Source organism: Paenibacillus thiaminolyticus, from assembly GCF_003591545.1.
Lineage (GTDB): Bacteria > Bacillota > Bacilli > Paenibacillales > Paenibacillaceae > Paenibacillus_B > Paenibacillus_B thiaminolyticus_A.
In genome coordinates this window covers 29,904-54,996 of record NZ_QYZD01000035.1, presented here as the reverse complement: position 1 = coordinate 54,996, position 25,093 = coordinate 29,904, and the positions used below count along the sequence as shown (strand labels likewise).

Annotated in this window: 20 protein-coding genes and 6 pseudogenes; 8 read left to right on the top strand and 18 right to left on the bottom strand. The window is 42.7% G+C overall.

Going from position 1 to position 25,093, the window contains the following annotated elements; genetic code table 11:
* Positions 1–106: 106 nt before the first annotated feature.
* From DQX05_RS25105 to DQX05_RS25090, 3 genes are all read right to left on the bottom strand, one after another.
* On the bottom strand, positions 107–883 hold the full coding sequence (locus DQX05_RS25105; RefSeq protein ID WP_119796080.1) for a formate/nitrite transporter family protein: 777 nt from the start codon (positions 881–883) through the stop codon (positions 107–109).
* Positions 884–930: 47 nt separating this feature from the next.
* Entirely contained in the window at positions 931–1,257 is a 327-nt protein-coding gene (locus DQX05_RS31105) for a DUF4097 family beta strand repeat-containing protein (RefSeq protein ID WP_397336019.1), read from the bottom strand.
* Between the two features lie 484 nt (positions 1,258–1,741).
* Complete coding sequence (locus DQX05_RS25090) at positions 1,742–2,065, bottom strand: TetR-like C-terminal domain-containing protein (protein ID WP_119796079.1); 324 nt, start codon at positions 2,063–2,065, stop codon at positions 1,742–1,744.
* Positions 2,066–2,333: 268 nt separating this feature from the next.
* Here DQX05_RS25090 and DQX05_RS25085 point away from each other — a divergent pair, with 268 nt between their 5' ends.
* Positions 2,334–4,103 carry an oleate hydratase gene (locus DQX05_RS25085; RefSeq protein ID WP_119796078.1) on the top strand — a complete coding sequence of 590 codons (1,770 nt, stop codon included), beginning with the start codon at positions 2,334–2,336 and terminating at the stop codon, positions 4,101–4,103.
* A gap of 90 nt (positions 4,104–4,193) precedes the next feature.
* Positions 4,194–4,493, top strand: a pseudogene (locus tag DQX05_RS31495) (transposase); the annotation flags it as partial.
* A 5-nt stretch (positions 4,494–4,498) separates the two neighbouring features.
* Here DQX05_RS31495 and DQX05_RS32565 read toward each other — a convergent pair.
* A pseudogene (locus DQX05_RS32565) lies at positions 4,499–4,645 on the bottom strand (ATP-binding cassette domain-containing protein); the annotation flags it as partial.
* On the opposite strand from DQX05_RS32565, the pseudogene DQX05_RS31100 reads away from it, so the two are divergent.
* Positions 4,636–4,827 (top strand): annotated as a pseudogene (locus DQX05_RS31100) (winged helix-turn-helix domain-containing protein); the annotation flags it as partial. The pseudogenes DQX05_RS32565 and DQX05_RS31100 overlap by 10 nt on opposite strands.
* A gap of 878 nt (positions 4,828–5,705) precedes the next feature.
* The gene (locus DQX05_RS32560; protein WP_259392219.1) at positions 5,706–5,924 is read left to right on the top strand and encodes a sensor histidine kinase; all 219 of its coding nucleotides are present in this window, start codon (positions 5,706–5,708) and stop codon (positions 5,922–5,924) included.
* A gap of 386 nt (positions 5,925–6,310) precedes the next feature.
* Here DQX05_RS32560 and DQX05_RS25065 read toward each other — a convergent pair whose 3' ends face one another.
* Entirely contained in the window at positions 6,311–7,075 is a 765-nt protein-coding gene (locus tag DQX05_RS25065; RefSeq protein WP_119796077.1) for a hypothetical protein, read from the bottom strand.
* A gap of 360 nt (positions 7,076–7,435) precedes the next feature.
* Here DQX05_RS25065 and DQX05_RS25060 point away from each other — a divergent pair, with 360 nt between their 5' ends.
* Positions 7,436–7,849: a hypothetical protein gene (locus tag DQX05_RS25060; protein WP_119796076.1), complete on the top strand. Its 414-nt coding sequence runs from the start codon at positions 7,436–7,438 to the stop codon at positions 7,847–7,849.
* 215 nt (positions 7,850–8,064) lie between these two features.
* On the opposite strand, the gene DQX05_RS25055 is transcribed toward DQX05_RS25060, so the two are convergent.
* Positions 8,065–9,456 carry an Ig-like domain-containing protein gene (locus DQX05_RS25055; RefSeq protein ID WP_259392218.1) on the bottom strand — a complete coding sequence of 464 codons (1,392 nt, stop codon included), beginning with the start codon at positions 9,454–9,456 and terminating at the stop codon, positions 8,065–8,067.
* Between the two features lie 336 nt (positions 9,457–9,792).
* On the opposite strand from DQX05_RS25055, the gene DQX05_RS25050 reads away from it, so the two are divergent.
* The gene (locus DQX05_RS25050; protein WP_119796075.1) at positions 9,793–11,154 is read left to right on the top strand and encodes an FAD-dependent oxidoreductase; all 1,362 of its coding nucleotides are present in this window, start codon (positions 9,793–9,795) and stop codon (positions 11,152–11,154) included.
* 94 nt (positions 11,155–11,248) lie between these two features.
* On the opposite strand, the gene DQX05_RS25045 is transcribed toward DQX05_RS25050, so the two are convergent.
* From DQX05_RS25045 to DQX05_RS25025, 5 genes are all read right to left on the bottom strand, one after another.
* A complete protein-coding gene (locus DQX05_RS25045) occupies positions 11,249–11,611 on the bottom strand; it encodes a hypothetical protein (protein ID WP_119796074.1) in 363 nt (120 codons plus the stop codon).
* A gap of 87 nt (positions 11,612–11,698) precedes the next feature.
* The gene (locus tag DQX05_RS25040) at positions 11,699–12,373 is read right to left on the bottom strand and encodes an ABC transporter ATP-binding protein (RefSeq protein ID WP_119796081.1); all 675 of its coding nucleotides are present in this window, start codon (positions 12,371–12,373) and stop codon (positions 11,699–11,701) included.
* Between the two features lie 9 nt (positions 12,374–12,382).
* On the bottom strand, positions 12,383–13,816 hold the full coding sequence (locus tag DQX05_RS25035) for an ABC transporter permease (protein ID WP_182914896.1): 1,434 nt from the start codon (positions 13,814–13,816) through the stop codon (positions 12,383–12,385).
* A gap of 137 nt (positions 13,817–13,953) precedes the next feature.
* Positions 13,954–15,378 carry a HAMP domain-containing sensor histidine kinase gene (locus DQX05_RS25030; protein ID WP_119796072.1) on the bottom strand — a complete coding sequence of 475 codons (1,425 nt, stop codon included), beginning with the start codon at positions 15,376–15,378 and terminating at the stop codon, positions 13,954–13,956.
* 1 nt (position 15,379) lies between these two features.
* Positions 15,380–16,051, bottom strand: a complete 672-nt coding sequence (locus DQX05_RS25025; RefSeq protein WP_119796071.1) for a response regulator transcription factor — start codon at positions 16,049–16,051, stop codon at positions 15,380–15,382.
* A 247-nt stretch (positions 16,052–16,298) separates the two neighbouring features.
* On the opposite strand from DQX05_RS25025, the pseudogene DQX05_RS32555 reads away from it, so the two are divergent.
* Together DQX05_RS32555 and DQX05_RS25010 are read left to right on the top strand one after the other, a co-directional pair.
* A pseudogene (locus DQX05_RS32555) lies at positions 16,299–16,430 on the top strand (Rrf2 family transcriptional regulator); the annotation flags it as partial.
* 316 nt (positions 16,431–16,746) lie between these two features.
* A complete protein-coding gene (locus DQX05_RS25010; protein ID WP_119796069.1) occupies positions 16,747–17,676 on the top strand; it encodes an MBL fold metallo-hydrolase in 930 nt (309 codons plus the stop codon).
* Positions 17,677–17,824: 148 nt separating this feature from the next.
* Here the strand turns inward: DQX05_RS25010 and DQX05_RS32550 are convergent, their stop codons facing one another.
* The 7 genes and pseudogenes from DQX05_RS32550 to DQX05_RS24980 all read right to left on the bottom strand — a co-directional run bounded on the left by DQX05_RS32550 (position 17,825) and on the right by DQX05_RS24980 (position 24,686).
* On the bottom strand, positions 17,825–17,968 hold the full coding sequence (locus DQX05_RS32550) for a hypothetical protein (protein WP_259392220.1): 144 nt from the start codon (positions 17,966–17,968) through the stop codon (positions 17,825–17,827).
* A 21-nt stretch (positions 17,969–17,989) separates the two neighbouring features.
* A pseudogene (locus DQX05_RS25005) lies at positions 17,990–18,163 on the bottom strand (hypothetical protein); the annotation flags it as partial.
* Positions 18,164–19,530: 1,367 nt separating this feature from the next.
* Positions 19,531–22,173: a DEAD/DEAH box helicase gene (locus tag DQX05_RS25000; RefSeq protein ID WP_119796068.1), complete on the bottom strand. Its 2,643-nt coding sequence runs from the start codon at positions 22,171–22,173 to the stop codon at positions 19,531–19,533.
* Positions 22,174–22,175: 2 nt separating this feature from the next.
* A complete protein-coding gene (locus DQX05_RS24995; protein ID WP_119796067.1) occupies positions 22,176–22,559 on the bottom strand; it encodes a DEAD/DEAH box helicase family protein in 384 nt (127 codons plus the stop codon).
* A 213-nt stretch (positions 22,560–22,772) separates the two neighbouring features.
* Positions 22,773–23,000 carry a type I restriction-modification enzyme R subunit C-terminal domain-containing protein gene (locus DQX05_RS31095; protein ID WP_259392216.1) on the bottom strand — a complete coding sequence of 76 codons (228 nt, stop codon included), beginning with the start codon at positions 22,998–23,000 and terminating at the stop codon, positions 22,773–22,775.
* Between the two features lie 37 nt (positions 23,001–23,037).
* Positions 23,038–23,316: pseudogene (locus DQX05_RS31090) on the bottom strand (heteromeric transposase endonuclease subunit TnsA); the annotation flags it as partial.
* Between the two features lie 830 nt (positions 23,317–24,146).
* Positions 24,147–24,686, bottom strand: a complete 540-nt coding sequence (locus DQX05_RS24980; protein WP_119796065.1) for a hypothetical protein — start codon at positions 24,684–24,686, stop codon at positions 24,147–24,149.
* Positions 24,687–25,093 lie beyond the last annotated feature (407 nt).

The following is a 25,093-nucleotide window of genomic DNA, read 5'->3' as shown; positions in this document are numbered from 1 at the left end:
CGCGACCGGACTCTCACCGGCTAGATGATGCGTGCTTCGCTGGGCACGCTAAAATGCAAAAAACACAGAGACCCCCATCTCTGTGTTTTTCCCGCTTCCAAAGACGTTATGTTTTCACCTTTTCCAGGTAGAAATACACCAACCCCATAAAGACGCTTCCCCCGATGATATTGCCTAAGGTGACGGGGATCAGATTATGCAGGGCGCCGTATACGGAGATGCCGGGCCGGTGCTCCATGATCAAGGCGATCGCAAATGAGGTCATATTGGCGATGCTGTGCTCAAATCCGGAAATGAAAAAACAGTACACAAACAGAATCATCGCAAACAGCTTTGGCCCGTCCCCCTTGAGGCTCATCGGGATAAAGAACGCCATGCAGACCAGCCAATTGCACAGGATTGCCCGGAAAAATAACTGAAGCGTTGGAGCGTCCATCTTATGTGCCACCACATCATAGAAAAATACATTGCTGTGCGGTTCCCGGAATAACCCGGTGCCCCACAAGAGGGCGGCGAAGAGGAGCGCGCCAATAAAGTTGCCCGCATAACTGGCCCCCCACATCTTTAGTACGTCCCCCCAGGTCGTCGATCCGCGCAGCGTAGAGAAGGTAAAGTAAAACGTATTTCCCGTGAACAAATCACCGCCCGCGTAACCGATCAAAATAATAGCCGCGCCAAATGTGACAGCGGCTGCCGTATAGGCAAACGGCGAAGCGCCTTCGTCGAACAGATTACCGGTCTTAAACGCAACAACAATGCCGAACCCGATAAACATACTTGCCAGGATGGAACGAAGCAGATACTGGAACTTGCCGGAGTCCCACGCCGCCTTCTTTTTTAATGCCAAGGCCTCCACCTGATCTAATGCATGCTGCTGTTCCATAACCTACTCCTTGTCCCGCTTCTTTTCCTGTAGCATGCCTCTAAGTCTTATCTCCCATACGTGAATATCCATTCATGCGAGCTGAGCCCCAACCAAGGCTTCGTTCTTCCAGCAAGCGGCCCACAAAAAGCCCCGATACCGAAAATATGCACCGGAGCCCTATATTCTTTGTTGAGCACTAATTGATTCGCGGCATCCCCAATCGTGCCTTCTTTTGTTTTTTCCGTGCTCTCTTTCTCCCTGAAGCCATCTAGATCAACGTTAATATCCGACGAGTCGCTGTTCGCGGTAAGCATTAAGGAAGCGGGAGCCGCTTTATAAGACACCGCGATATCTCCTGATGCCCCCGAGGATGCTGAAAAAACAGAATCCAAACATAATGGTTAGCTTGGCTTGCATGAATACGATTCGAATCAAAAAAATCGTTAAAAACATTAGGGCGGCAGAATCCGGAAACATCGGTTCACCTTCACCGTGAGGGCCTCACGCCATCAGCGCAACGGCAGCGAAAATCGCCACAATACAATACAAATGCTAATCCTCTAAAATAACTGGATACATTACTTTTTTCCCACTCTAGTCTCATCAGTTCAAGCATACAGATTGCCTCCATGAATTAGATTGATGAAGTACAGGTTGAAATATTGATTTCACTGGACTGCATCTCAAACAAAATATAAAGTGTTATGAGGATATTCGTTCATATAGAATCTCCTTGGGGACATCGGACTATTACCATAAAATATCTCCCACAAAATAGATCAATGAAGCTTCGTGGCAATGGGGATGCCTATGAAGAACACATGCGTGGAGGGAACAACAAGCGAAACACCTGACATTCCATGATAATTGGGTGTACTAATTCTTAAAACGCTCCACTGCATCCATAAAACGCCCATCCATCAGCCGAACGATGTGGTTCACGATCGCCTCACAAGGCGTTTTCATCCCATCCTCAATCCAATCCAGCAGCGTTCCTGCAAAAGCATGGCTGTAAAATTGAACGATGAACGTCTTGTTCTCTTCCGAAATCGCACGGGAATCCGACACTTCATTGATGACATTGCTTAGAAGTTCAAACAAAACCTGATTTAAAAACATCTCCAAATGCTCTTTTCCAAGAGAACGACATGTGTTCATACAGAGCGCCTTGTTCCTTTCCACATATTCTAAAATGATCAATAGCCCCTGCTGCCAAGTCGCATAGGATTTGTTATTCTGGATAGCATATCCTTCAATGCATCAGCCAATGCATGCTTGGTGTACGGATGAATTGGAACCCCCCCTTACGTTGCAATGTTTCTTACTATTTTACCATAATCTATAGATTTTTTTAGACACATGGCACCTGACGTTGAAATTTTAGACACAGGGCTTTCACTGTCTATTTTTATTCTATTCATATTCCTATAAAGTGGAGGTGTCAGGAACACTAAAGGAGGTTGTAAGGATGTATTATAGCAATGGTAACTATGAAGCATTTGCCCGTCCAAAGAAACCACTCGGTGTTGATCAAAAATCCGCCTATCTGATCGGCTCTGGTCTTGCATCACTGTCCGCAGCCGCGTTCCTCATACGTGATGGTCAGATGAAGGGGGAAAACATTCATATTCTTGAGGAACTCGATATTGCCGGAGGTGGATTAGACGGCATCTACGATGACGGCCGGGGTTTCATTATCCGCGGTGGCCGGGAAATGGAAAACCACTTCGAATGCCTTTGGGATCTATTCCGCTCTATTCCTTCACTTGAAACGGAGGGTGCATCGGTATTAGATGAATTTTACTGGCTCAACAAGGAGGATCCGAACTTCTCCTTACAGCGTGCTATCCTCAATCGTGGTGAGGATGCACATACCGATGGCAAATTCACACTTACTCAAACCGCTTCGATGGAAATTATCAAGTTGTTCTTTACTCCAGAAGAAGCGCTTGAAGATATGAAAATTACAGATGTCTTCTCGGAAGATTTCTTTAACTCGAATTTCTGGCTTTACTGGCAGACGATGTTTGCGTTTGAGCCTTGGCACAGCGCCATGGAAATGCGCAGATATATCGCTAGATTCATTCATCATATCGGGGGATTGCCAGATTTCTCAGCGTTGAAATTTACAAAATACAATCAGTACGAGTCTCTTGCACTGCCGCTAATGAAGTATTTGAAAGGCCATGGTGTCACTTTCCAATATGCAACGACCGTAACTAATGTTGAGTTTGATATTACGGAGAACAAGAAAGTTGCTAAAAAGCTGGTCTATGTTCAAAACGGACAAGAAAAACACATTGACCTGACTGAAAATGATCTGGTATTCATCACCAATGGCAGCAATACCGAAAGCTCCACTTTAGGCGACAACAACACTCCCGCCATTATGAACACCTCCCTCGGGGGAAGCTGGGAGCTTTGGAAGAAGATCGCGGAGCAAGATCCTGCCTTTGGTCGTCCAGACAAGTTCTGTGGCAACATTGCGGAAAGCAACTGGGAGTCTGCCACCATTACAACGCTAGATGACCGGATTCCGCCTTATATCGAAAAAATCTGCAAGCGCGATCCATTCAGCGGAAAGGTCGTTACCGGCGGTATCGTGACGGTAAAAGATTCAAAATGGCTGATGAGCTTTACCTTGAACCGACAGCCTCACTTCAAATCCCAGCCAAAAGACCAGCTCGTCGTATGGGTATACAGCTTGTATTGCGACGTGCCAGGTGACTACATCAAGAAACCGATGAAGGACTGCACAGGTATCGAGATCACGGAAGAATGGCTCTACCACATCGGCGTACCTGAAGCAGAGATTCACGATCTTGCCGTAAACTCCGCAAACTGCGTCCCTTGCATGATGCCTTATGTTACATCTTACTTCATGCCAAGAGCTGCGGGAGATCGTCCGAATGTAGTTCCTGATGATTGTGTCAACGCTGCCTTTATCGGTAACTTTGCCGAAACACCGCGAGACACGGTATTCACCACAGAGTATTCGGTACGTACCGCCATGGAAGCTGTGTACACACTTCTTGACATTGACCGCGGCGTACCAGAAGTATTTGGATCCGCTTATGATGTCCGTGTGTTGATGGATTCCACAGCGAAAATGATGGACGGCAAGAAACTAACCGATATGGAGCTGCCTCCAGCAATCCAATTAGCTGCAACGACGGGTGTGCAAAAAGTTTCTCACACCAGAATCATGCAGCTGCTTAAAGAGTATAAGTTGATCTAAACGAAAACGAATAGATGTAAAGCGATGAGGTTGTTGCACAATGGTGAGAGAATCAAATCACCGTGCTTCAGCCTCATTTTTTGATTATATAAAATTGTCATGATTTTAGATAATGCGCGCATTCATCATGCCAAACTGCTGCAACCCTTTTTGAAAGAGAATACTCGCTTACGCTTTTTCTTCTTGCCTGCTTACAGCCCGCACCTCAATATTGTAGAAGAGCTTTGGAAGTGGCTGAAATCCGATGTGATTAATAACGTGTTCTACCACACTGTTGGTGCCATTCCCAAGAATGTTCGAACCTTTATGGGCAATATCATGCTCGATCCTATGAAGACTATTGATCGACTATGCATCCGGTTCGAGTCGGGACATTTAGTAAATCATTAGTTCAATTTATATAGATTCAATATCATTTTCATGATAGTTGTTTTTCCAGCCCCATTCGGACCTAAAAACCCATAAATTTCTCCCTTGTTGACGTGCATATTGACATTCGAATGGATAAGTTTGAAACGAGGGAAGCACAATGGAATCGGCAACGTTAACCGTGAAGCATCAACCTGTAGATTGCACAGCCAAGGAGCTGGAGTTACTTCATTTCTTCTGCAAGCATCCGAATCATATCTTCACAACGGCTCAGCTCTACGAATTGGTATGGGGAAACGAAGTGTTCGGGGAAGAAAAAACGGTTACGATCCATATCTCCAAGCTGCGAATAAAAACTCGATTCACAATACATTTCGCATTAGGGCTGATTCTGTGGATGCTTGGGACGGGATTCATCATTATCACGTTATTTTAAGGCCTTCTTCCCCTGCTCGATATCCATGTCAGTCCAGACAATGAAGGATTGCTCGTTGGATGGATATTTGTGATCAGCACCTTGCTTTGTAATGGTCTATTTAGGTGGTATTTTGGCGGTCCGATCGGCTTCATTATGGCTGGATTCATCAACTCTCGCAGGACAATTACAAGCAGCCTGCCGGCTTGCCCCGCATGTATACCCGCAAAAGGAAGCTTCGCATGCGATACCGTCTGTATCAGGATGTGCTCCAACATCTCCAATCCTTGGGGGTCACATTGCAAGCGAGCGAAGTGGAGAGAACCAAAATCGAACAAGCCAAACAAGATTGGATTGCGGGAATTTCCCATGATCTGAAAAGCCTTCAACCTATATCAAAGGCTACTCCACCCGTTTATTAAATGAAGAGTATGAGTGGTCGAAGGAAGAGGCGAGATATTATATCGGGGAAATTGATATGTCAGAGGAAAGCATATGGAACAACAATTAATTTTCAAGATCTAAGCCTCGTCATCCAGCTTAATCGCGCGGACGGTGCCTTGTCATTACAGAAGACGAGCCAGGATGTCGTCGAATTTACAAAAAGGGTTGTGGCCGATATCTGCAATAATCCGCAAGCAAGCAACTATAATCTGCACTTTCAAACGGATACGCCTGCCATTCACGTTGACTTTGATTCGAAATACGTGCAGCGCATCTTGCAAAATATATTAATGAACTCCATTATTCACAATCCTTAGGATACAGATATCCATGTACAGCTTGCGGACAAAGGGGAATATGCAGCTATCCGTATCATGGACAATGGCGTTGGCATGCCCGCTCATACAGTAGAACATCTGTTTCAGCAATATTGCCGCGGCACCACCACGGATTCCTCCTCTGATGGCACCGGACTCGGAATGGCCATTGTCTACAAGCTGATTCAAGCCCATGACGGCACCATTACGGTCGAGAGCGAGCCTTCGCAAGGAACATCGTTCGATATCCGGCTGCCGAAAAAAGGACGGTCATAAAAAGGAGCGGGGCGTATCAGGGTTATTGTTCCGATAGGCCCCAGATCCTTGGACAACTCTTCTTATAGACCATACGTGTTCCTTCGTTTACATTGCTTATGTTTATTCATCGTCCCACTTTCTTTACTCTTACCGAAAATGGGTAGATTCAGCGCTAATCTAGTATTACATCTTATACTGCGAATACTGATACACCTCACAACTCAATCAGTTTCAGCGTAACACTACACGTTATAGCCTTCACGCCAGTGATGGTGGATCGAAAAAGCGCTAATTCAAACGAAAAATATCCGTAGCAATTAACTTACAAAAATTACTTCAACCTGGCAAAAGCCCCCCCTAAGGGTGGGCTTGTAAGATTTTTATTTGAGAACTTGCTGAACTTACTAAGTTACCGGAAAATTAAATTTGAAGTCCCAATTTGATTGTTGTCCTCTTTGAATTTTTGCAGTAATATTAATCCCTACGGTATAACCTAGCCCGTATTTCAGAATCGGAGTCCATCCATAATTTCTAACCAATTCAGTCCCCGAATCCTCAATGTTTATTGTCTTATCCTGTTTAGTAATAGCCTTCATATCAGGATAACCAACACCATTTTGTGCTATTTGCATTTGTTTAAATGAAACTTTATAAGAAGAGTCATTAATTTCAAATCTATGGCTAACTTTGTCAATTCCCACAAAGTTAAATCCATCCTTGTTTGTTGTAGTAATATAGTATATAGTGGCATAAACTTTCATTCCTAAACCCTTATCAGATTCACTTCCTGATTGTTGGTTATTTGTAGTTGAGTCTTCTAAAACGACATCTGTTCTAAACGTTGAAGCGGTTTCACCGGTTCGTGTATTTATAAGATCGTTAATTTTTTCAGTTGAAGTACTTTTCACTTCTACATTTAGAAGTTCTCCAGTTGTCTCATTAGTAAGTACCCCATTTCCATTCAAGAAATTGATTAGACTGTACTCATTAGGGACAATTCGTTCATTGTTGTAGTAAGTCTTTATAATCTGAAAATCTTCAAAGCCTTTTACAGAAATGATTTCACTTGCGTTTTGGCTTTCACTTGCGTTAGCGATTGTTCCAATGCCCAATGATGTAACCATAATAAGTAAGCTTAGAACAGAAACGAGAAATTTTCTTTTTTTCATAAAGAAACCTCCATCTGTTTATTTATGGTACAAATGTATTATATAATAAGAAAAGAAAAATATGAATCATTTATTATATATTCATGCAATATAATAAAAGCACAACACACACCTCCCTCTGTTGGCCACTCAAGAAATCATCTAGCTTTGATGTTAAGCACAAACTAAATTTCCTTACACCCGATTCGATATTTTAGATAGTTGAGTGAAATATTTTCAGAACTATCTGGTCGTAAAAAGGCTAAGAGGTAAATTTGTTCCCAACACACCTGTGGAGGTGAGCCATCAAAGAACTGCTGAAGTACTAGAGCCTATGCGAAATGTATAATTCCGATGGGACAAAAAAGGAGGTAACAAGAAATGAAGGGATTTAGATTTTTAATAGTCTTTTTATTAGTCGTAATAGTTGTGTCTGGATGCTCAAAATCAAGTGAAGAGGCGAGAGAAAAAGGTAAAAGTGACCATTGGAAAGCTGAGTATATCATAACTCATGGAGAAGATGCCGAAAGTTACATGATACTATTCAACCTTTCATTTACCGACCCTTCTCAAGTTGTTTATGATATGTCTTATGATATAACTAGCGAAGGGATTGGTCCTCAACTAAGTGGATCATCAAGTTCTTCAGATAAAAGTGGCAAAACTTCAACATTAATAAACAATACAATTTCAACTTCAATTAGTATGTACAGATTGCCAGAAGAAGGTAAGAAAATTACGATCACGATCAAATGGAATGGTGATAAGCAGGAAGAAATAATACTTATCCCTTAATAAACTTCAACTAATAGTAATAAAAAGGTTAACCTAATGAGAGAAGAAATTGAACAGAGCATTGTGCTCAATTTTATAAGTGGAACCCTTAATACTGGAATACACTTGAATAATGAATAGAATCTATAACTATCCGTTACCATTAAGCCAAGCAACATAGTGCTTGTCCGCCATTCCACCTGCGTGATCGCGAGCAGACATCTGATCTCTTCATGCTACCCTACCGTTATACGCAGGGTTGCTTTTTTGCCGCCATATGTAAAGGTAATGACGCCCTTGCCTTTGCTCACGGCGGTAATCGTGCCCTGATTGGCGGTCGCCTTGCCATTCGACTTGGATTGGGCGAGCGACGTTACATCGCTGATGTTCCCACTGCTGGATACAGCCTGTACCCGGTAAGTCGTCGTCTGATATGGAGCAAGCTTCGAGTTCGATGCCGTGACCGTCAGCTTCTGCAGCTTAGGTGTGACCTGAACCGGGATTTCAAATGTGCGATCGCCATAAACGCCGACGATTTTTGTCGTGCCTTCCCGTAGCCCTTTTATGCTGGAGCCTGTTGCTTTGGCGATTTGCGCGTTTTCGGATGTCCATGCCACCTTGCCTGCAAGCGACACCTTTTTACCGCTGGAATAGGTGCCGATCACTTTGATCGGTTTAGAGGCTCCGGCTCCAATCACGAGAGACACAGGTTGCACCTCGATGCTCGCCAAGTTCTCCTGCAAGATGACTGGGAGTGACACTCCTTTTCCTCCATAGTACAGTTTTACGCTGGCACGCCCCTGGGACTGGCCCGCCGCCGTAACTGTGCCGTTGCTCACTTGAATGCCTTTGCCGGCTGCTTTAGCCGTCACCTGTGAGGAGACATCCACCGTGCGCCCGCCTTCGTAAACCGCTTGAACGGAATAAGTGGCCGGCTTACCGGGAGTCAGCACCAGCTTTGCAGGCGTTACGATTAGTTTTTTAATCTTCGGCGTAACCTGCACGGGAATTTCGAACTTTTGCTGGCCGACAACGCCCGTAATGGTCGTACTGCCTTCCGCCACTCCCTTAATCGTTGCGCCGCTAACCGTCGCAACTTGAGCATTTCCGGATTTCCATTGAATTTTCGTTGCGATCGATGCTTTTTTTCCATTGGAGTAATAACCCGTTACTTTAATCGGCTTAGAGGAACCCGCACTTAATGTGACGGAAGACGGCTCCACTTCATACTTCACGAAATCCTCTTGTATATGAACGGGAATGGTAACCGTTTGATTGCCGTACGTGCCTTTCAGCTTCGCCGAGGCGCCATATCTGCCGCTCACCTTGCCTCCGCTGAGACTCAACACATCCGAACTGGGCTGCCACGTGACAGATCCAGTCACGTCCTCGATTCTGCCGTCCTTATATATAGCATTCACCTTAGGAAGATCGGTTTCTTTCCCGATGACAAGATATAATGATTTGGTCGCAGGTTTCAATTTAAAGGTAGCCGCCGCGGCATTGCTCTTGGCTTGTATGCTTGCCGGCCACGATAGGGTAAGGATAAGTATGGCACACACAACGAACACACCAAAACCGAAGCGGCCTTTTCCTGATTCAAATACTGACTTCAATACTGACTTCATAAGCTTCTCCTCTCTCAACTGCCTGGGTGCACATTTCAAGGCCTTATTCCGATCCCTAATGATTAGACCGTGTTCCTATCCGAAAAGATTCATATGATCCTGAAAGGCACCACTTCTTATATCGGCTGTTAATGGGAAAAGTGTTGCTTTTTCTTACAATATATTCTTAGGATTGATCTGAACGACAAATTACGCATCGATGTCCTCTGTGAAAATTAGAACAAATTGGACTATTGATTTGTGAAAAAAATCACAGTAAACTGTATGTGTGAAATAAATCACAATAACATTCAACCATTTGGTTCACCTAGATTTTACACTCGAGGAGGAATAACAATGAAAATTGCAGTGATTGGATGTACTCATGCCGGAACGGCAGCGGCGGTCAATGCCGCCAAGCTGTACCCCGATGCCCGGATTACCGTTTACGAACGCAACGACAACATATCGTTTTTATCTTGCGGGATTGCTTTGTATGTGGGCGGTGTCGTGAAGGAGCCGGAAGGGCTGTTTTACTCCTCCCCGCAGCAGTTGGCGGATTTGGGCGTCGTCACCCACATGCGTCATGAGGTCCTCTCTGTCGATACGGATGCGAAAATCATTCAGGTCCGCAACCTGATGACCGGAGAGGAATTCAAAGATAGTTTCGATAAGCTGATTGTCACGACGGGCTCTTGGCCGGTCATTCCACAGCTTCCAGGCATGGAGCTTGGCAACATTCTGATGTGCAAAAACTACGAACATGCCAATGCCATCATCGAAAAGGCAAAACACGCGAGCCATATTACGGTGGTCGGTGCGGGATACATCGGCGTAGAGCTTGTGGAGGCGTTCCAGCAAAGCGGGAAGCAGGTGACGTTGATTGACAGCGCAGACCGGATTCTGAACCGGTATCTGGATACTGAATTCAGTGGCCGGATCGAGGATGCGTTCCGCAGCAAAGGCATCGAGCTTGCGCTTGGGCAGACCGTGAAAGCTTGTAAAGGCAAGAACGGTCTTGTAAACCTCGTCATCACCGACAAGGGCGAAATCGCAACCGATATGGTCATTCTTTGTATCGGATTCCGCCCGAATACCGAACTGCTTGCGGGTCAGGTGGATATGCTGCCGAATGGTGCAATCATCGTGGATCAATATATGCAGACCAGCAAGCAGGACGTGTTCGCCGCCGGCGACAGCTGCGCCGTACATTACAATCCGACCGGCAAAGCAGCTTACATTCCGCTGGCCACCAATGCAGTGCGGATGGGAATGCTGGCGGCCCGCAATCTGATGGGGCCAACGACAAAGTATTTGGGCACGCAGGGCACGTCGGGCCTCAAAATATACGATCTCACCCTGGCTTCGACGGGACTTACCGAAATCGCATGCTCCGACGAGAACATCAATGCGGAGGCGGTTACGGTAACCGACGCCTACCGGCCAGAATTTATGCCTACGGCAGAGACGGTGACCTTGAAGGTTGTGTATGAACAAGAAAGCCGCTGTCTGCTGGGTGCGCAAATCATGTCCAAAGTCGATCTGACCCAAGCGATGAACACCTTGTCGGTATGCATTCAAAACGGGATGACGATCGACGAGCTGGCTTTCGTCGACTTCTTCTTCCAGCCTCACTTTAACAAGCCTTGGAACTTGCTGAATACGGCCGGCCTTGCCGCGCTTCCCAAGATCGTAGACGGGGAACGGCAGCACACATGAATGGACTAGCATCAATTTATCCTCCTCGAGCAATACTGGATGAGGACAACAGTTAAGAAGGCGTGCCCTACTGGGCACGCCTCTTTACGAATCCTTAATTATCATTGTTCTGAAACCACGTGTCAAAATCATCTTCGTCGGCTTCATTCTTACGTTTTCCTCCGGAAGAAGCGGCTTGCTTCCCCGTAGTAAGAGTTCCTGCATGAAGAGATGGATTCATATGCAAGATCCACCCTAATGTAAATAGGATAACAGCAAACAGCATATACTGTGCACAGTTTGTCATAAAGAAGTTAACAATTTCATATCTATTTTCACTGGCCACCAACTGATTCATCGCTATCATTTCGGAAATATAACCATAACTGTGGGACGCTGACCAAGCCGTATAGAGCATGAGCAACCCGGCGAGAGCATATAGAACCATACTCAAAATGGGAATCTTCTTTTTTCTCATGTTTTCCTTCTCTTTTCGCTAGATTTTTTGTTAAAAGTGCAGATGACTAAGTGCGAGCTGTCAATGTTCAATCCTCACGGCCACGACTTAGTCCGTTTCTCCAACTAAAAACAGTCTTCCCGCATGTATCCCCCAGACCTCATCAGCAATCGATGTAACCTTCTTTGAGTGGGTAACGATAATGACGCATTTGCCTTCATCATGGGCAAGCGAAGTGAAAATTTTTAAAATCTCAACTTCCGTATCTTTGTCCAAATTTCCGGTTGGCTCGTCGGCTATGATAATGTCTGGATGATGCGACAGCGCCCGTGCAATTCCAACGCGCTGCTGTTCGCCGCCCGATAACTTCAGTACCGGCCGATCGGCTGTTTCACGATCAATCCCAACTTTAGCAAGAATTTCATAGGCAAATGCCTTCTTATCCTTTTCAGGGCTCTTGCTGATGTTCATCGAGAGCACAATATTTTGAACCGCCGTAGCGTTAGTAAGCAGGTTATACGCCTGAAAGATAACGCCGATGCTTTTAGCCCTGTAATCGTCGCGGTCAATTTTTTTCAGATCATCGCCCCGATAATAAATTGCACCTTCCTTACAAGTGTCAAGACCTGACATCAGCGACAGCAGGGTGGACTTGCCAGAACCCGACTTGCCAATAATCGTATACACCTTTCCTGGCTCGAACGCTGTGTTTACCTCTTTAAGAACGTGCTTTTTGGCACCATCATATTTGTAGGAGACGTTTTTTAATGTCAATACACTCATATTTATCACTTAATTCCTTTCCATAAGAATTTTGATCGGTTCGTATTTTGTAATTCGGCTGATAGATATGAGACTGGCGACAGATACAAGCAGCAACGCGATACCTATAATTTGAAGAGCCGAGCTCATATTTAAGGAAAGATCGATGCTGCTGAGCGGTTCCACGTCAGTGCTGGAAAAGGAGCTCTGTGGAGCCATCATCATCATGCCTCCGCTTGGTTGCTGATTCGCTGCCTCTTCTGCCAATTCAATCTGGTTGGCAAGCAAGGCATTGGTGACAGGCTGCGCAGACAGGCTGCCCACGCCAAGTCCGACCGCCAAACATACACAAGTGATTAACATGATTTCAGACCACAATCCAAAAGCAACCTTCCCTTTTTTCAGCCCCATCGCCCGCAGGACGCCGATTTCATATTTGCGCTCTCGGATAGACATCGAGGACAGAAGTGCGATAATGATGCCCCCGAGGATTAACACGACCGCCATGAACGTGACAGCAATGCCTCTCAGTCCTTCCACGGGACCGATGATTTTGTTATAGGAAGCCTCATCCGTAGTAACGTTAAAGGTTTTCTCCAACCCTTTATCATATACTTCCTCAGCGAACGCATCCAACATGTCGGGTTGCTTCAAATAATAGGTCGCTTCAACCTTGATACCCGACATATCTGGTTGGATTTCCTGGACAACCGTATCATAGGTCGTAAGTATTTCATTGCGGCGGTTGGTAAAAGCGTTTTTCATTGAGCCTTCAGCGTATTCATCCGTCACGTCATAATAGGTTCCCACTACGGTCAATTCATATGATATATCCGCGCGCTTCCCTTCCATCATATTGTTCAATTCACCATATAACGATAGCTTATCCCCGATTTGAATCCCGTTTTGCTCCGCTAAATCCGTACTAATGATAGCCTCGTTACGTTCTTCCGGCATTCTCCCTTCCGCAAGCTCCCGCATTCCACCCTCAAATTCAGTAAAATTATTTCCGAGAAGACTCAGCATGAACTGCATCGGTTCATCCTGGGACATACCTGGACCGCCACCCATCCTCATCATGCCGCTTCCCGGGCCAAGCTCCGCATCAATCGCGGTTATATTTTCGCTATTTACACCTGTTCTGGCTGTATATACGCTGTTTTGCAGATATTCCGATTCACCGAACGCAATATATTGGTCAGCAGGGATCGACGGAATGGTTATCATCACCCGCCCATCTTTGCTGTTTGCCATTGCCTCCTCTCGTATCTTCTGCATGTCAGGTTCAAGACGCACTTCCGCTCCAAAACGGCCTTTATAGTCGTCTATGATGCCATTTGCGGTGTTGCGGATCATTATCGCAATCACGGTAGTCACGATAACACCCAAAATGATTGCGCCGATCAGAATGTTTCTGCCTCTATTTTGACTAACATTGTGAAGCGCATTTTTTAAAATATACATGTTCTCTCCTCCTGAAAATCCTTTTGCGACGAGCCCCGACTTCTCATCGGAAAACAGCATACCGTCCCAATCTAACTTTAATCTAACTTTGGATTTCAACATAAAAAAACCGGCAGGTTCTCCTGCCGGTCAATCGGTTAGACATCATTCCATTCGTGTGGTAGATCCATGCGAAATAACACGCCGTTATTCACATTTTCAAGCGTAAACGGGATTCCCATTAAATCGAGAGCTTTTTTCACAATGGTAAGGCCCAGGCCGCTGCGCCCCTGACTCCGCCTTCTGGCTTTATCCTCGCGGTAAAAAGGCTCAAAGAGCTTAGGCAGCATTTCCTCTTGAATCCTCACTCCGTTGTTGAAGACACAAAGACGAACGCATTTTTTCATTTCCTGCGTATAGATATGGATTCGTCCGCCTTCCGGCGTATTTTGAACCGCGTTCATGACAATGTTGGACAACGCTTTGCGGAACAGCTTCGGATCCAATGTGCAGCACAGGTTCTCTGGAATGTCCACATCGATGCGCTGCTCTCTTACATCGGCTAACGTGCGGTAGGAAGAAAGAATCCCGGTCACCAGCTCATTTAGCTGGATGCGCTCTTGTTCCTGTCCCGTCATGTCATTGCTCAACGTCACAATTTCTAAGATCTCCGAGACCAGTTTATTTTGTTCATTCATCATTTTCAAGCATTCGCGTACATATTTTGGATATTCCGCGGGCGGAATCACATTTTCCAGCATCCCCTCCAGCAATGCACTGGTGGCGGCGATGGGCGTCTTTAACTCATGCGAAGCCGCAGAGAAAAAATATCGCTGATTTTCTTCCATCTCTTTTTCCCGTTCAATTTCGATTTCCAATTGCTGAATCGTGACTTGCAATGTTTTATACATTTTGTAGACGTCTCCGGCAAGCTGACCAATCTCGTCTTTGCGGGGATCTGGAGCAGTAACTGGCTCCAAATCAGACATTTTCTTGGTGTCTTGCGCGATTTTTTCAATAGGCTTTGCGATTTGTCTCGCAAATAGGGCGGCGGCAAGGAGACTCGCCATAAATATCATCAAAAAAGCGAAAACCATTTTTTCTATAAATTCGTGGTAGACGGAAGCTCCAGATATCGTACCGGTAACATATAAGGTTACGCCCCCGGAAGCCTTCACCAGGAATTGAAACCGCTCGCTGGAATCGGCGGTTATAAAATGAAATTTACGCTCCGTAAATGCAGTTCCTTTGATAATTACATTGTTTGATGGCGGTAATTCGATATCAGTTCTCGTCATGGTAAAATTTTCAGTCTGATATAAAATTTGTCCGTCGGCAGCCTCCAAGCAAAATTCAAAGGAGGTGTTTTTTTCGTGAAAGTTTTTAGCTATATTCATAATCTCATCATCAGATTTTCCATGCAGACGATTGAGAAGAGGTTGAAATACATCTGATAATTGCTGTCGCTGCGTTGACTCAACGACTGATTTGACCTGGTCGAAGAAAAAGACGAACATGAAAAAGATAACAAAAAGCAATATCAATGCGGTATAGAAAAACACTTTTCCATAAATTCCAAACAATCTACGCTTGATGATCCTCGACCTCCAAACAATAGCCAATCCCCTTTACGGTCTTAATGAGGTTTTTAGGCAATTTATCCCTCAGCTTTTTGATGCTCGCGTGAATAATTCCCTCGTTGCCGTCAAAATCATATCCCCAAATCTTAATCAGTAACGTTTCATGTGACACAATTTTATGTCTGTTTTGTGCAAGCAGCATCAATATCTCGAATTCCTTAGGCGATAACTGAATTTTTTCGCCGCTATATTCCACTCCGTAGGTTTCGGGGAATAAAGTCAGCTTGCCCGCTGTAATTTCTTTTTTGATGGCCCCGCTGCGTCGTAGAAGAGCTTCAACACGTTTGACAAGAATCGGCATAGAGAACGGCTTGGTGACGTAATCGTCCACTTCATTGGTAAAAGCGGTCAGTTGATTCCGATCATCGCTCAATGCGGTCATCATCAATACCGGGGTGTCGTTTATTTTACGAAACTCCTTCAAAAGCTCCTGCCCGTTCGTGCCGGGCAGCATAATGTCCAGTATGATGAGGTGATACTGTGTGTTATAAAATTGCTCTAGCGCGTCATCGCCATCCGAACACGTATCGATACGATAACCCGCGTTTTGCAAAAATATTTGCACCATCGTTCTGATATGCTCATCATCCTCGACAACCAAGATTCTAATCTCCATAATCTCACCCGACACCACTATAACATGATCATCTAACTTTCATCTAACTAGGATGTAACATCATGACCCTGAATCATTTTCCAGAACGCATAAGAAAAATATAATTTGCAACTGTAAATTACTGTACATGCCAAAGTTCACTATAATTAAATGCAAAAAAGTGACAAACTTTAGGACAATTTGAAAAGCCCCCTTGACACTTCTTATGTGTTGTAACTATAATGGTTACACCGTGATGGTGTCAGTAATGAAACTAAGCAGCAGATTTTCCAAAGCGGTTCACATTCTTTCATTGCTTGTTCCAGCCAAGGATGCGTACTGCACGTCGGAATGGATTGGTAATAGCGTCGGCCCAAATCCGGTTATCATTCGGAAAATAAAGTGAACCCATTTTTTTGGAGTAGTTGTAATAAGGTTGGTTACAACATCAAATCTCGAAATCCATGGAAAGGAGAGACGTTGATTACGACATGCATGACATGCTGCTAGCCCAGGCATGAGCCGGGATCAAGCGATTGTGATAAACGAACATCTTAGCGGTAAAGCGAAGGAAATCGGGCACGGCTTGGAAGGAATCGCAGTCGTTGAATCTGTTGGGCAATGCCGGGAGCGAATCTGAGTAAGCAGCTTGTGCTGGCAGCGTTACGTTACTGTTTCTATAATTTTAATCCATATAAGGAAGAAGGAGATTTGCAATGTTTAGTAAGAAATCATCGATGGGAATTATTTTATTGCTTTGTATCACGTTATTGCTGAGCGCCTGCTCCGGCGAGGCGAGTACGACGAATACCGCGAGTGAAGGAACTCAGACGCCGGCGGTGGACCTCAAGATCACGCCGTTCAACCCTGGAGAAAGCGGCCTTTTCCCCGTCACCTCGAGCCTGATCGAAGGACCGAACGAGGTACTGCTCGTCGATGCTCAGATCGAAAAGAATAACGCCGAGCAACTGGTCAAGATGATCCGCGACACCGGAAAGAAGCTGACTACGGTTTATATCAGCCACAAGGATCCGGATTTCTACTTCGGCCTGTCGACGATCCGCGAGGCATTTCCTGACGTGAAGATCGTTGCCACCCCGGCCACTGTGGAAGAAATCAAGGCAACCATCCAGCTCAAAAGCGATTACTGGAGTCCGATTCTAAAAGAAAACGCCCCAACCGCGCTGATCGTCCCTGATGTCCTAGAAGGGGACAAACTAACGGTCGATGGCGAAACCGTGCAGGTGATCGGTCTCGACGGTTCAGCTCCGTCTCATACCGTCCTTTGGGTTCCGTCGAAAAAGACCATCCTGGGCGGTGTGCCGATCTACGAGAACCTACATGTCTGGATGGCAGACAACCAGACCCCGGAGAGCCGTGACCAATGGCGGGAGATTCTGGAGCGGATTCTTGCCCTGAAGCCGGAACGGGTTATCCCGGGCCATTACCTGGACAAGAGCTCCGAAGACACATCCAGCGTCGTCTTTACCCGTGACTACATTGCAGCATTTGAAGCTGCGGCAAAGCAGGCCAAGAATTCCGCTGAGCTGACTGCAGCGATGCAGAAGGCCTATCCGGACTTAAAGAACACAAGTGATCTGGAAATGGGCGCCCAGGTGATCAAGGGTGAGCTGTCCTGGCCATAATATAACGCCGACGCCGCACGTTAGGTGCGTAGATGGTTAAGCCGTAATGGTGACATTTCACCTGCTTCGACCCTTTCTTCCGCTACGATATTCGCTCGGTCGTCATCGTAATAGCGGGCCGTCACGCCGCCTGTGGAGCGTTCCACCATCAGGTTATCTCCATTGAGCGGTAGCTGACGGCCTTTCCTTTTCGGCCGACCTGCGTGAGGCGGTTGCGGCTCTCGTATGCATAGCTCGCTCCCTGAATGTTCAGCACTTGCTCGATAACCACGCAATCATAATGGTTTGCCAATTGGTGCGATTTCTTATGTAGAAACTCTTTTCGTTGGTTTGCAATCCTTTCGTGCAGCTTCGCTATTTTCAACTGTTGTTTATGCCAAGAGAGGAACCTTTCTTCCAGCGTGACAAGACACGCTGTTATTTGGATAATTTGCCCATGTCTTGATGATAGCAAACGAGGGTCGTTGGCTAAGCTGAAAAAATGCACCTCGCAGGTCTGATGCTCCCCTCACAAGGTGCATTGCATTTTCTTCAATCGTTCGCGTTGTGCCAAGAACCCAATAAAATCAACGCTTTCCGCCGCTCACCCTTGGGGTTTGTGTGAAACGACATCTCCTTCGTAAGGCGGGTTCAAACATCAATTACACTATCAAATGGCGTACTGAAGTTACGTTCAGAAGAGAAGCTGCCGTAGATATCAAACCATTCGTAATAAGTTGCATTACCGGCATGTTAAGAGCAAGGAACACCGAAAACATCTACAATAAGATCGAACGGAATTTGAATCGTGATAAATGCCCGATTGATTCCGCTATAAATCCGTAAACGAACTCCATTTGGCCCTACATTCAACAAACAGCCTGTAAATGATCCAAATAATGTGCGAACAACTACTACGCTACCTGCTAAGCCTCGAGCCAATCTCCTTACTTTTCTTTGCGTAGTGGCCGATACTCTTCTTGAAGTTGTAACTCTAAATTGACCATTCTCCCAGCTCCCTAATCAACGTATTTAATTTGACTCCTTATACATATAAATGTCCGGTGTCCGGTTCACGCAACTTGCGATGGGTAGATGCTGATAAGCATGATATTTGATAAAAAAGCCCACCGGAAGCCCATTCGTGAATACGAAAGTATGTCAATTCGGTCCATATAAGACATCTATTCCCTAACCATTCACCATGAAGCGCGGAAAAATAATAAGTGGTGAAAAAGAGGGAGGCTGCACTTGAATGAGCGACCTTCGCGGACAAGTTTATTCGCATAGCTAGAGAAAATAACTGAATAACTAAGAGAGGTTACTGACCATGTTGGAGGAACACCTACGGATACTAAATTTGAATGATTCGGGAATTGGGGTCATTTAATCCAATTACGGGTATATTAGAAGACCTTCTCTCATAAATTTACCGCTTAAACTAACGGATACGAAGTTAAACATAAGGGCTCCACATATTAGTTATCAATAATATGTGGAGCCCTTTATTTTTTGATGATTCTTGAGTTTAGGACTTGATAATGAAAAGTTGTAGCTTTATAACAAAGTTTGATCAAAAAAAAACCATAATCCCTAATTCCACTATAAATAAAAAGAATTAATTTTGAAAAAAAGTTTGATCAAAATGGATATTTCTCCAGCAGATATGCGATCATGTTTTATAAAAAAGTTTGATCATTTCTACCTATCTTACTCAACAATTTTGCTCAATTATTAAATAAGAAAAATACAGCTAAACAAGATTATAAAAAAAGAGACTTTTCTATTATTTGAGCCCCCCTATAATATCCAACTCTTTCGCCATTTAGAAATTATCCTCTATTTTCTAGCAAGTAATAGATACGAACCCTCTATTTAATTACTAAAATAACATGTTAAATGTATGCCAAACGTATCTTTTAAATATGCATCAGTTGCAAGAATAATTTGTTTCATTGAATTTGTAATCTCTGATATTGAGACTCCTGGCTGAACAATTGATATTTCAAATTCCGTATCAAATCCAGATTTAACCATTTTTTTCAACATATGAAGAGTTTGTAAATCTCCCTTCTCAAACCGTGTTTCAGTATAGTTTCTCTGTCTTATATTTTCTCGTTCAATCATTCTTTGAACAATTTCTAAGACATTGTCGTTCCACATAATTGATTTTTCAGCTTGACCACATACTTCATATAGGTCTGAAACACGAGCACCGGCATGTTCTCCGTGTGAGTACTTACAATGATATAGATGAAATACGACTTTCCGATGTTCTATATCAATTTTAACCGAAACGACATCTGCAATTTCTCCCGATCCATCATCATCAAAAATAATATCTGATGTCTGATCTACAATATTATGTATCGTAGCGTATTGAATTGAATCAGTCTTTCTTTCTCTCCCTTGAGATTCACATTTAATATTAACTCCTAATATACCCCAGTTAATAGCAAACAAAGAATCTAGGGGCAAATCAATGCCACTTTTTGGTTTGATAACTGTTTTCAAATTTTCTTGGACCACAACAATAGTTCCATCACTTTGTATGAACGATATTTCTGGTGAATATTCATACAGATAATCAGTCATTTTGACAGTTTTATTACCGGATTTCACTCTTAGCTCTTCACCTTCTATTTGCTTAAAACTATATGTGCTCTCATTAATAATCTGCTCAAAGATAAATTCTCTCTCATTTATCCAAAACTCAAAGCGAAGATTTCCATTAACTAAACTCGGGTTCTTTACATCCGTTTGAAAGAACGGAAATGCCTTTTGTTCTTTAGAGAGATACAACTGCCTTGTAGAAGAATTGGAAATTTCAATTGTTTCTGGCAACAATATTTTATAAGGGATACCTTCTGGGAATTCCTTAATAACTTCTAATGCGAGCGAATTATTTAATATATTGTTCGTATCAATGGTATCATCCAATACCTTCTTCCCTATATTCTGACACCAACCTGTCCAAAAGTTTATCCGTTCTACCCAACGCATCCAGACTTTTCCTTTGTATGAACAACCAATACTAATTCGTCCTCCAGCTTGATAGCCATAACCGAATAAATTTGATTTAGTCGAACCAGACACAACTGCCTCACTAATTCCAGACTTAATATCAGTCCCCGCAAACATTCTAAAGCTAATTCTACCGCTAGGTTGTTGCTTCAATCCCAAAGTTCCAAGCATTAATCGATTAATCCCATCTAAGCTACGATATATTGAATCACCCTTCATTGCCAGCGCTTTCGGGAACATACTTTCCACAAGTCGATTTCCTTTTCCAGCATCAGTTTCGTTTATATGAATGATTCCATTTTCTTTATCAAAAAACAACACAAAAAAATCATAATCATATTGCACTATATCCTTCTGATCTGACCAGACTACTTTTGTTTCAATTTCCTCAATGAAAATGTAAACAGAGTCTACTTCATTTATTAATGGGGTAGTTCTATTTGGATCCAAGACTTGTTTCCATCCCTCTACAAAAGTTCTTTTTAAAGGGTATCGAAACATTCGTGTACTTATTTTCATCTTTAGTTGGGATAAATCTATCTCCTTCATATGGCCTTTTTCAAATTTACCAATGAATTCACTGAGTTCAACTTCTTTATTGATTGCCTGATGTGAATGTATATTAAGAAGTTGATTCCAATCAGAATCTTGACGATACAACTCTTCAATCGATTCCTTCAAATCGTCCATTGCCACATTCGTAATAAGCTTTGCATTGCCCAAAATATCACTACTTGTTCGTGCGAAACGTCCAATGAATTGAAGTGTAATCGGAAGAGACTTATATTTATCATGAACTGCTGCAATTTTCAATGTTGGAATATCAATGCCTTCACCAAACATATCCACACATACCACAATTTTTGTTTTACCATCCCTAACTTGCTGCAAGTATTTATTTCTCTGCACCGATGGAATACCGGTGTGAATTATCACTGGATTATACTCTTTATATTGAGAGTATATTTTTTCATACAACTCATCAGCGCGTTTACGGCTCCTCGCTCTCGCTAGAAGTACATGCTCGTATCCTTGTTCCAAATCTTCACCCAAATGCTGAATTGCAATTTTTGCGATTTCTTCATCAGATTTTTGTTCATCAAATTCTTGAATTGGATAAAAGTCGATCGGCTTGAAATATCCCGCTTTTTGTGCCATTGCTAAACCATAATTAAAAATTATTTTACCATCGACCTTTTTGCCATCATTTCTAAACGGAGTTGCGGTAAATTGTAGAATCTTCTTTCCTAAAAATCTTTCTCTTACCGTTCCCCATTCGGGTGCTGCGAGATGATGTGCTTCGTCAAAAATCACAACTTCTACCTTTTCAACTAGTTTATCCCGAACAGACGGAGGCATTTTGTTTATCATGCCAGGGGTTGAAACAACTATATTAGCCTCCTCAAGTGCAGCAATCATAGCTACTTCATCCTTAGCTTCTACTTTTGATTTATAAAGAAGAGTAGTTGGATAAATAATTCCATCTGAAATCATTTCTAATTTTGGTAGTATACCAAAATGACTCGCTCCTTTAAATATTTGTTCCTCAAAAGATTAGATGGTACAATCACTAGTGTTGAAGCTATTCTTTCAGAAATAATCGTAGCATACATTGTTTCAGATTTTCCTGTTCCTGTAGGTAGGACAATTGTTGCTGGGGAATTTGATGTCGCCCAATGTGCACGAATTGCAGATAATGCTCCAAATTGAGGCAAACGTAAGCCAATCTCATCTTCATTCCGAGATACTTTCTCTATGTACGACACTTTCCAACTGTTAACAATTTCTTCACGACTGAAAACATTACCCTCAGCGTTCGTACAGCGACTTAACTTATTCTCACGACCTATTATTGAGATTACGTTTTTATATGTTACCAAAACAAATCCCTTCTCTCTGCAAAATTAAACAGCTCATTTTATGAATTCTATATTTTAACAGATACAAAAGAAACTTTATGTTACACCTTTTCAAAACCTATACATGCCACTTCAACATTAGAATGACTTGCTATATTTGTATTCATAATTTCCTCAATCAATCTAAGCACCCCTTATACTATTAAAAGATGATTAAAAAGGACTCAATTTTTGCTACCACACACCCCTCACCGCATTCACAATCTCCACAAGCTGTTTCTGCTTTGCTCCATCGAACAGCCTGATAAAACTATGCGGACGATCGAAAGGAGGCTTCATCAACACAGCTGTTGCTTCAATATACCCATTCTCCATAATGTTGTAATCGATCACTTTCCGTACGAACGCAATCTGGGCTGACGTTAGCGACTGATCATTAATAACTGTACAGAATGCCTTCATAGCAGCTTCGTGAGCTAATTTAGCAATCTTCCTAACGAGTAGACTGAAGGGGTAATGTATCCTCACCATTCAGCGGGTACTGTTCTCGAATATCGACAACATAATCAGAAAACTCTAATATATAAAAATAGTTCCTTTCTAAATCTGAAAGAAACTCATATTGCCGTGGGACTTTGATACCTTTCAAGCGTGTAGAACGACCAAGTGATGCTACATCTTGAATCTTTAGCCATGGTTTATAATCGATTCCCTGACCTTGACCCCGACCATCCTTAATCTTCTTTTCAATCGACTCTGTTCTTTTTCGCTTAGCCATTGTAATCACCCCACAAAACAAAATAAAAAAATAGCCCTCGAGGATAATATATCCTCAAGAGCTATTATTATCAAACATTATTATAAATAATCAAACTTTGTTCTAAATTATCAAACATTATTTTAAAGCTACAAAAGTCTTGTCAGGTGATAAAAAAGTCATGAACCAATTTTGTTGATTTTACTGCGTTTGCCAGAGCACGTGATAAACACGATAAATAAAAAGTCTGAAACCACCACAAATTACCATAAAATGAAAGTTGGAAACTTGTACTGTTACGATAATATAATTTTTATAACCATTTCCTCAATATACTGAATGTCGCATATAACGTGCTTAAATGATCAATTTTCTTTTTCAAAGAATTAACTCTAATAATCTGTCCATCTTTAGTCCATTGTCCATATATTTGAACTAACCGCCCTGTAGTTCGTGAGAGTTCAAGAAGTGCTGTCTTCAGATGCTTTTTTTGAACTAATGTATTTCTTTAAATAGTGAACTTAAGGAAGGTAGATTACTATTCCAGCCTCCTGATTCTAATACTGAAAAACGTTTCGGTATAATACCAAAAGTCTTCTCCAAGAGCTTCACGTTTCCTTTTTATCTCTTAATACCCTGGAACTAAACATACTTCGGTTTGGACATCTTTGTACTCTAATTCAACAGATTTATAGATTGATTTTCCGCAAAAAGTTAAAAGGTAGCTCAATTTATCTAAGTTTGGTTTCGCTAAATTCTTTTTCCCATTAAGTTGACCCTTGTGAACATAGTCCATAAGTGAATCAATTATATCCACCATTAAACCGATAAACTCTTCCTTCTGATCTTCCTTAAATTTTTTTGTCATAATAAACTGACAATTGGCTCTCGTTCGAGATATTTGAGACAAGTGTATTTATAAGTAACGAAAGATGTGATACGCAACAATTAGGAATAATTTTTCTGATTATATACCTTTTATAAGGATAACTATTTGAAGGTGTAATTAAATATTCAAACTCACTCATTTTTAAGTTCTGAAGCCAATTTTCAAAATTCTCTTTTGTTACCAAGGCTAAAGAATTTATAACAGTTTGAACTCTTCTGTCATCTAGTGAATTCAAACTATCTATTATTGGTTTAATATTAGTAGGTAATGGAACAAAGTAATCACCCCCTTCATCATATTCTTCGTAATCGAGTTCAGTTCCGTTAACGTCTTCTTTTGTAATTGTTGATTCTTCCTCTTCAATGTTATAAACCAGTTTGCCAATTGCAGGTACAGGTATTATATCCTCTTCGTCTGTAATCGTTCTAACTTTATAAATTCCATTATCGTGCTTTATTACTTTTATTTGTTGTTCTAAGGCTTCCAAGGTATCTAGTGTCACGGGAGCCGCACAGTCTTCATGCCATCATACGATATTAAAAAAACCTAATGAGGTTAGCCTATTGTTCATTCAATTAACCGTGAGTGAGATAATGATCTGAAAACAAAAAACTGGCACAAAAAATATCTCGATGGACAAGCCTTGAAAAAACAGCATCATTTTACGATAAATCTAAATGGGATTTATGCAGGAAATGCAGGATATAAAGAGAGTCTTAAAAATCTCAATTCCGTTTATTCGACCCCTTTTACAAAATAAAAAACTACCAAGCAGATTTGGGTGGTAGTTTTATCCAGTAGTTATTTCAATGCCTTAGATATTCTCACTAGCGTTGCATAAAACATTGACAGACAATTCAGATAATTAGCATCTACCATGAGAACCAAAAGGTCGAGCAGCCACTAAAG